Below are 9,286 nucleotides of genomic sequence, written 5' to 3' on the forward strand. Positions count from 1 at the left end.
CTTGAGTTTAGCCTAATATCAAGGAATGCACCTATGAAAAATAAACCACTGTTATTAGTATTCTGTATATTACTATCTCTTTTTTCATCGGCCTCTGAAAAGGCAAATAAGAAAGAAAAACTGGTGAAAATAACCTACGAACAATACAGTAGAGGTAAATTAATTCCCAATAAGGAAATCCTTCTAAATTGTGCAAATGGATTCGTCAAACTATCAAATCCATCGAAAGTAGAAAGCTTCTTTATCGATTATAATTCCAAAGCTGTCGTTAAAGTTCTTGATATTGATTCAACACAATACAAGCAAATAAAGCCTTTCTCAGAATTAGCAGTAGCTAAAGAAACTGATGAGAAGCAAACCATACTGGGCTTCGAATGTAAAAAGGCCAGCTTCGTCATATTCTCAAACAGAATTGATGTTTGGTATACAACTGAAACAAAGTTTAAAGCATCCCCTTCTCTATCGGCAATAATAGACAATGGCTTAATTCTTAAATATGTGGCTAATGGAAATCGGACCATTCAAGCAAAAGCTATAGAGTATGTAAAAGACGATATGCAATACCCACAAGAAAATGTGCCCGAAATAAATCAAGCCCGATATCGCGAACTTATTATAAAGTCGAGATATATCACTATTCCTGTATTCGATAAGGAACTAATCAATTTCCAGGGAGACATCACAAATCCCAAAGAAGAAAAACTGAACCATACCTATCGTTTCTCAAAGGGAACTGTGATAATGAAAAAGATAAAATTACCTAAGCTTGATTCTGAGGGTAATGTATTTGTGAAGCTTACCAATTGGTCAAATGGTGATGCTTACGATAGAACTGGCTGTGTTTTCACCCTGGCTGATGATAAGAAGAAATCGATATTAACAGCCTTAAAAAACGGTAAAGAAGAATTGCCACTTTATCTGGACAAGCAAGGAACCGAATATCAGGGAGTCGTTAGTACTGACGATTATACCGTACCTACCGAGCTAATGCGATTTTTCACCTCGTTTGGTGTCGGGCATTTTAATAACAAACGCCCTATTAATAGATATCACTGGCAAGATTCAGTGGTTTACAAACAAGATATTTCAGAACTTATCTCAACCGATAAGGATGAATTATGGATCGGTGTTTTTATTGGCAACTACGATAAAAGCGGACATAAAGTAAGTTTAGAACTGGACTACTACCCTCCTTTTGAAGATTATCCAGCAAAGGAAAAATTTATTAAACCTTTGTTCTACACCCTTAATATCATGGAGGCTGAAGGCCAAAATTATGGTCGCATGTTTAAAAACGACACATTAAGCATGACCTTTAATATCGATACAGATATTAAAAACCCTCAATTACTATTTACCACAACTGGCCATGGAGGCTGGGGCGAAGGAGATGAATTTGTTCCTAAAGTAAATCAAGTCTTTATTGATGATGAATTAGTTTTCAGACACGTGCCATGGCGCAGCGATTGTGGAACATACCGTATGTCTAATCCTGCTTCAGGGAACTTTAACAATGGTTTATCAAGTAGCGATTTAAGTCGTTCAAATTGGTGTCCTGCAACTTTAACTCAACCTTTTTATATCCCTTTAGAATATTTAGAAATCGGAAAACATAGCATTAAGGTAACCATCGACCAAGGCGATGACGAAGGTTCCAGCTTTAATCACTGGAGTGTTTCCGGAATTATAGTCGGCAACAAATAAGCCCGTTTAAGCCTTAATCATATTCTGATATCTCAAAAAAACTGATAACATGAAGAGAAGAAACTTTATAAAGAACTCATTATTATTCACAGGAGGTTTAGCTCTTGTCGGAGCTCCTAATCTTGTATCTGCAAAGAATCTAAAATATGTAAGCCAGCGACCTGCAAGCAACAAACGTCATTATGTGAGCAAAGCTGTTGATAAAACCATCGCAAAGGTCAAAAAATCGATCAACAATCAAGAGTTAGCTTGGATGTTCGAAAACTGTTTCCCAAATACTTTGGATACTACAGTAAAATATTCTGAGATCGATGGAAAACCAGATTCATTCGTAATTACAGGTGATATTGATGCTATGTGGTTGCGTGACTCAACGGCTCAGGTATGGCCTTATTTACCTTTGGTAAATGAAGATAAGGATCTGAAAAAATTGTTCCAGGGCTTAATTAACCGACAGGCCAAGTGCGTTAATATCGATCCATATGCCAATGCCTTTAATTTTGATAAGGTCCAAAAGGGGCATTGGGATACTGATGTTACCGATATGAAGCCCGAAATTTATGAACGCAAGTGGGAAGTCGATTCTCTATGCTACACCATCCGTCTAGCTTATCATTATTGGAAAGCTACAGGCGACACAAGTTGTTTTGGTGACTCATGGCAAAATGCGATGCAGCAAATCGTAGACACATTTAAAGATCAGCAAAGAAAAGAAAATAAAGGCGCCTATTCATTCCTTAGAGTTACCGATAGATTCTACGATAATCTGCCAGGTATTGGATATGGAAATCCGACCAATCCTGTAGGACTTATCGTATCCTCATTCCGTCCATCAGACGATGCGACACTTCTTCCATTTTTAATTCCATCGAACTATTTTGCAGTTGTTTCATTAAAACAAATGACTGAAATACTGAACCATTTAGGTGTTCAAAATCAGCTGGCTAAAGATGCTAATGATTTGGCTAATGAAGTGGATGCAGCCCTTGTCAAATACGCGATTGGCGATCACCTCAATTATGGAAAAACCATTGCTTTCGAAGCTGACGGGTTCGGAAACAAAATGTATATGGATGATGCCAATATCCCAAATCTACTGTCACTTCCTTATTTAGGAGCCATGGAAATAGATAATCCGATCTATAAGAATACCAGAAAGTTTGTTTTGAGTAAGAATAACCCTTGGTTTTTTAAAGGCGAATTTGCCGAAGGAGTAGGCGGTCCTCATGTGGGAGCCGATATGATTTGGCCAATGAGTATTATCATGAGAGCCATGACATCAACTGATGAAAAGGAAATAATCGATTGCCTGAATATGCTGATTAAAACTCATGCTGGAACAGGTTTTATGCACGAAACCTTCCATAAAGATGATCCTAAGAATTTCACACGTTCATGGTTTGCCTGGGCTAATACCCTGTTCGGAGAATTAATTTTGAAACTCTATAACGAGAGACCAAACTTATTAGCAAACATCTAAATTGAGTCATGATGAAATTCATTCTTATGTCATTATTCTCTTCTATAAAACATCTAGGTTTATATATATTCTTCATTGCCACTGTTTCTTGCAGTGTCAATGAAGAATTAGGCTTGGCTTCTCCCGATGGAAATTTAAGTCTTCAGGTCAGTTTGAACGAAAAAGGCGAAATTTACTACCAGCTAAAAAATTCGCAAACCCAGTTGATTAATCCATCTAGATTGGGTTTCATACTTAAAGACAATGATTCATTCTCACATTCTTTTAAGGTCCATAAAAACGAGAATAGTCAGAAAGATGAAACCTGGCATCCTGTATGGGGAGAAAATGAGAGTATTCGTGATAATTACAAGCAACTTTCAGTAAAACTCGAAAATGCGAATGGTGAGAAGATGAACCTCTATTTTAAGCTGTATAACGATGGTTTAGGTTTTCGTTACGAAATTCCTAAGCAGAAAGGGCTAAATGAGATTTTGGTGATGAAGGAGCTTACTGAATTTAATTTTGCAAATGACGCCACAGCCTGGTCGATTCCTGCTAATTATGAGTCATACGAAATGTTGTATAGAACCAGCTCATTAAGCGAAGTTAAAGATGCAAATACGCCTTTAACCTGCCGTACAGAGGCTGGGATACATCTGAGCATTCATGAAGCGAATCTTACTGATTATCCTGGCATGACTTTAAAACAAGTTGAAGGCAATTCATTTTCTTGCAATTTGGTTCCCTGGCCCAATGGTGTTAAAGTAAAAGCGAACGAGACGCTTATTTCTCCCTGGAGAACCATCACAGTTACTCAAAATGCCGCTCAGTTAGTTGAATCAAACTTAATTGTAAATTTAAATGATCCTAATAAATTAGAAGAGACTTCCTGGATAGAACCTCAAAAGTACGTGGGTATCTGGTGGGGCATGCATTTAGGTGTCGAAACCTGGACAATGGGCCCAAAACATGGTGCTACAACTGAAAACATGAAAAAGTACATCGATTTTGCAGCTGACAATAAGATTCAAGCCGTATTGGCCGAAGGTTGGAACACGGGCTGGGAGAATTGGGGTAAAGCGCGCGCTTTCGATCAGGTAACGCCCTATGCCGATTTCGATTTCGAAAAAATAGTCGCTTATGCTGATAAAAAGGGTGTAGAGCTTATCGGACATCACGAAACTGGTGGCGATATCTTCTTTTACGAACAGCAAATGGAAAAGGCAATGAAAAAACTTCATAATGCTGGTATCCGTAGTTTAAAAACCGGTTATGCAGGACCTATTCCTCAAGGACATTTTCATCACGGCCAGCGAATGGTTCAGCACTATCGCAAGGTTGTGGAAACTGCAGCAAAGTATAAAATAATGATAAATGCCCATGAACCCATTAAGGCGACCGGCATTCGTCGGACATACCCAAACATGATGGCTCGTGAAGGGGCTCGTGGCATGGAGTGGAATGGATGGAGTGAGGGTAATCCTCCTGAGCATCATGTGATGCTTCCATTTACACGTTGTTTGGGCGGCCCCTTAGATTATACGCCCGGAACTTTCGATATCTTATATAAAAATAGGAAGTCCTATACCAAATGGAACGATAATGATAAAGGGAATAGTAGAGTCAACACCACACTTGCTAAGCAATTAGCCATGTGGGTTTGTTTGTATTCTCCTGTTCAAATGGCCTCCGATCTTATTGAGAATTATCAAGGACAAGCTGCTTTTCAGTTTTTTAGAAACTTACCTTCAAAATGGGAAGCCTCTAAAGTGTTAGCTGCAGAAATCGGAGATTACTATGCAGTTGCCCGAAAAAATGGAGACAATTGGTATATCGGTGCCATGACTGATGAAAAAGCAAGAGAACTCTCCTTGGACTTATCATTTTTAGAAACAGGCAAACAATACAAGGCAATCATTTATTCAGATAATGATAAAACCTCACTAGATCAAAATCCAACAGCGATTTCAATAAAATCTACTGAAGTAAACTCAGATACTGTTTTAAAAATAAAAATGGCAGCTGGTGGTGGACAAGCCATACAAATAATTTGTGAGTGATAAATTTTGAATGATGATTTATGAATATACAAAACCTGACAGCGTCTGAGTAACGAAGTCCTGTCAGAGTTTAAAAAAGTGATGAATCTTGATTTGCGAATGAGGAATGATTAAAGATTCCTATGACTAGTGGAAATCGTCACATATCTCACATCCTGATACTCACTCGATAGCTATCGGGACTAATTTTAAACATATGAAGCAACTAATAACATTACTATCCTTATTAATTACGACATGGGTTTCGGCCCAATATGTAGAACATGTCAATCCATTTATCGGCTCAAGCAATTTTGGGACAACGAATCCCGGAGCTTTAGTGCCCCGGGGAATGGTTTCTGTCACGCCATTTAATGTATCCGGTTCAGACCTGAACACATTTGATAAGGACTCTCGTTGGTGGTCAACACCATACTCCGCTGACAATTCATATTTAACGGGTTTTTCACACGTCAATCTAAGTGGAGTTGGTTGTCCTGAGTTAGGAGTAATTATTCTGATGCCAACTACGGGTGATGTTAATGCCAATCCTAAAGGATATGGATCGATAATGGAAAATCAGAAAGCTGAACCTGGTTATTATCACACTCATCTAAAAAAATATGATGTCACTGCAGAAGTCAGCGCGACAAAAAGAGTAGGTATTAGTCGTTTTACTTTTCCGGAAGGCAAATCGAATATCCTTCTGAATTTAGGGCTTGGACTTACAAATGAGACCGGGGCAATGGTTCATATCATAAACAATCAGGAAATAGAGGGCTCGAGAATGACAGGAACCTTCTGCTATAATGACGGGTCGGAACGTCTGGTGTATTTTGTTGCTCGTTTTAACAAGCCTGCTGAGAAGTTTGGAACCTGGAAGAAAATGCCCGAAATGAAGGCTGAAGCATCTTGGAGTAAATCCAGTGGTAAATACAAATACTACGATGGTTTCAATCAGCCTATGAATGGCAATGATGTAGGAAGTTATTTTACTTTCAACACAAAAAACGATGAACAAATTACTGTTGAAGTCGGTGTTTCTTATGTCAGTATTGAAAATGCCAGATTAAACTTAAATACGGAATCTAACCAATTTAATTTTGAAAAAACCAGAACTCAGGCATCTCAAGACTGGCATGATATTTTATCCCGAATAAAAGTTGAAGGTGGAACCGAAGATCAAAAAACGATTTTCTACACAGCACTGTATCATACTCAGATTCATCCCAACATCATCAACGATGTCAATGGGCAATATCCTGCAATGGAATCCTTTGAAATTAAAGAGTCGCCTGACTGTAATCGATACACCATTTTCTCTTTGTGGGATACATACCGCAATTATCATCCGCTTATGGCTCTTTTGTATCCTAATGAGCAACTGGACATGGTGCGTTCTATGGTGGATATGTATAAGGAGAGCGGCTGGTTACCCAAATGGGAATTAAACAGCCGCGAAACACATGTGATGGAAGGTGATCCTGCGATTCCTGTCATTGTAGATTCCTACTTGCGAGGATTACGTGATTTCGATGTGGAAACGGCTTATGAGGCCATGTATAAATCTGCAACGACTGAAGGTTCGAAAAACAAATTAAGACCTGATATTGACCACTATCTTTCGCATGGCTATGTGCCTTTGAAAGAGGAGTTCGATAATTCCGTTTCTCATGCATTGGAATATTACATTGCTGATTGGAATTTGGCTCAATTTGCCAAAGCTCTTAATAAACCTCAGGATCATAAGAAATTCCTTAAACAGTCTCAGGGCTATAAAGAATATTACGACAAGGAATATGGGATTCTTCGCCCAAAATTGGAAGATGGACAATTCCTTAAAAATTTCGATCCAAATCAGGGCGAGAACTTTGAACCCTCCCCTGGCTTTCATGAAGGCACAGCCTGGCAATATGCTTTTTGTGTGCCACATGATATTAAAGGACTAAGCCTGTTAATGGGAGGTAAAAAGAACTTTGTAAACAAACTTCAATCCATTTTCGATCTAAACCGATTCGATATGGCCAATGAACCTGATATCCATTACCCCTACCTATTTAATTTTGTAAAAGGTGAAGAATGGCGTTCACAGAAAGAAGTTCGCAAGCTTGTAAATAAGCATTTTAAGAATTCCCCTGATGGCATTCCAGGAAACGACGATTGTGGCACACTATCAGCTTGGGTTATCTATAGTATGATGGGCTTATACCCTGTTTGTCCCGGAAATACGGATTATGCGATTACAAGCCCTGTATTCGATAAAATTACCATTCAGCTTGATCCAAATTATTACCAGGGTGAAAAACTGGAAATCATCAGTCATAAGAAAAATGCCACTGATCATTTGATTCAAAAGATAATATGGAACGGAAAAAAACACCCTTCATATTTCATCGATCACAACACAATTACTAAGGGAGGAAGATTGGAATTCTTCCTAAAAAAGTAAACACATATTCTCTAAAATTTTATAGAAGCAAATGTCAATTATTAAAACAAAACAAAAACACCCAGCTACCTGGGTTCCGACTGCTTATTTTGCGATGGGTTTACCATTTATTGCAATTTCAATAGCATCAGTACTCATGTTTAAGAGTTTCGGAGTATCCGATTCTTTAATTGCATTTTGGACCTCTTTAATTATGTTGCCATGGACCCTAAAACCACTTTGGAGTCCTTTATTGGAGATGTTTAAAACTAAAAAACATTTTGTTGTAGCAACCCAATTGCTTACAGGTATTACATTTGCTTTAGTTGCCTTCTCTTTGCATTTCGATGATTTTTTCACTTATGCAATTGCTTTACTTGCCATCATTGCCTTTAGTGGAGCCACACATGATATTGCTACCGATGGAATATACTTAAGTGTATTATCGGGTAAACAGCAAGCCGAATATATTGGTTGGCAGGGAGCCTTCTACAATATGGCAAAAATACTAACCGCAGGTGCACTGGTTTATTTGGCTGGTGTACTCGAGGAGAGGTTTGGTGTTATAGATGCTTGGATGGTTGTAATGCTTACCTATGCAATAATTATGATTGTGCTTGCAGTTTATCACATGCGTATGCTGCCATCAGGAGGTGAGCAAACCAGCGAAGTAAAAAGCTTAAAACAAGGCTTTGCCACTACAAAGGATGTAATCAAAACCTTTTTCCAAAAAAAGCATATTATTTGGTTCATTGCCTTTATTGTAGCCTATCGATTTGCCGAAGGCTTTGCTATCAAAATTGCTCCCTTGTTTTTTAAAGCAGCAGTTGCCGATGGTGGTTTAGGATTAAGTACTTCGGATATCGGATTAATTTATGGAATATTCGGTTCAGTAGCTTTTGTGCTTGGTTCAATTTTAGCAGGCTATTACATTGCCAAACGCGGATTGAAAAGATCTTTATTCTCCTTGGTGCTTATTTTTAACATCCAATTTGTGGTGTATGCTATCTTGGCCATTTATCGCCCCGAAAGTATATATTTTATTGGCGCCGCCGTTGTTGCAGAGTATTTTGCATATGGTTTCGGATTTGTTGGATTAATGCTTTTTATGATGCAGCAAGTAGCTCCAGGTAAATACAAAATGGCACATTATGCATTTGCTACAGGAATCATGAATTTAGGCATAATGTTACCCGGAATGTTTAGTGGTTTTTTAAGCGATTGGTTAGGCTATAAATTGTTTTTTATCGTAGTGCTATTTGCTACTTTACCCATATTGTTTGGAGCCAAATTTATTCCATTCCCACATTCAGAAAATAACGAGTCAGAAACAAATAACGAACCCAAATAAATTTTATCAGAATGAATTCAAAAGTTACTATGCCATGGGAAAACAGACCCGAAGGCTCAAATGATATTATGTGGCGTTACTCACAAAATCCAGTAATTGGAAGATATGATATTCCCTCATCGAATAGTATCTTCAATTCTGCCGTTGTTCCTTTTGAAGACGGCTATGCTGGCGTATTTCGTTGCGATAACAAATCTGTACAAATGAATATTTTTGCTGGTTTTAGCAAGGATGGAATCAATTGGGATATCAATCACGAACCTATCGAAATGGTAGCTGGTAATACAGATATGATTGATTCA

The 9,286-nt window shown here is 38.1% G+C and carries 5 protein-coding genes and 1 pseudogene; all 6 read left to right on the forward strand.

Annotated features, from left to right (window positions below; all coding sequences use genetic code 11):
• Positions 1 to 33: 33 nt before the first annotated feature.
• Positions 34 to 1,704 carry a PNGase F N-terminal domain-containing protein gene (locus ABY905_RS02660; protein WP_372640171.1) on the forward strand — a complete coding sequence of 557 codons (1,671 nt, stop codon included), beginning with the start codon at positions 34 to 36 and terminating at the stop codon, positions 1,702 to 1,704.
• Positions 1,705 to 1,753: 49 nt separating this feature from the next.
• Positions 1,754 to 3,184 (forward strand): glycoside hydrolase family 125 protein, encoded by a 1,431-nt coding sequence (locus tag ABY905_RS02665; protein WP_372640173.1) that lies wholly within the window; start codon positions 1,754 to 1,756, stop codon positions 3,182 to 3,184.
• 11 nt (positions 3,185 to 3,195) lie between these two features.
• Complete coding sequence (locus ABY905_RS02670; RefSeq protein WP_372640175.1) at positions 3,196 to 5,226, forward strand: glycoside hydrolase family 97 protein; 2,031 nt, start codon at positions 3,196 to 3,198, stop codon at positions 5,224 to 5,226.
• A 196-nt stretch (positions 5,227 to 5,422) separates the two neighbouring features.
• A complete protein-coding gene (locus ABY905_RS02675) occupies positions 5,423 to 7,654 on the forward strand; it encodes a GH92 family glycosyl hydrolase (RefSeq protein WP_372640177.1) in 2,232 nt (743 codons plus the stop codon).
• Between the two features lie 31 nt (positions 7,655 to 7,685).
• The gene (locus ABY905_RS02680) at positions 7,686 to 8,984 is read left to right on the forward strand and encodes an MFS transporter (protein ID WP_372640179.1); all 1,299 of its coding nucleotides are present in this window, start codon (positions 7,686 to 7,688) and stop codon (positions 8,982 to 8,984) included.
• A gap of 11 nt (positions 8,985 to 8,995) precedes the next feature.
• A pseudogene (locus tag ABY905_RS02685) lies at positions 8,996 to 9,286 on the forward strand (glycosidase); the annotation flags it as partial.

It is taken from the genome of Ancylomarina sp. (assembly GCF_041555295.1).
Taxonomy (GTDB): Bacteria; Bacteroidota; Bacteroidia; order Bacteroidales; family Marinifilaceae; genus Ancylomarina.

Excerpts from the sequence above, each read along its gene's own strand:
- ABY905_RS02660 (WP_372640171.1), top strand. The coding sequence starts at position 34 with ATGAAAAATAAACCACTGTTATTAGTATTCTGTATATTACTATCTCTT.
- ABY905_RS02665 (WP_372640173.1), top strand. The coding sequence starts at position 1,754 with ATGAAGAGAAGAAACTTTATAAAGAACTCATTATTATTCACAGGAGGT.
- ABY905_RS02670 (WP_372640175.1), top strand. The coding sequence starts at position 3,196 with ATGAAATTCATTCTTATGTCATTATTCTCTTCTATAAAACATCTAGGT.
- ABY905_RS02675 (WP_372640177.1), top strand. The coding sequence starts at position 5,423 with ATGAAGCAACTAATAACATTACTATCCTTATTAATTACGACATGGGTT.
- ABY905_RS02680 (WP_372640179.1), top strand. The coding sequence starts at position 7,686 with ATGTCAATTATTAAAACAAAACAAAAACACCCAGCTACCTGGGTTCCG.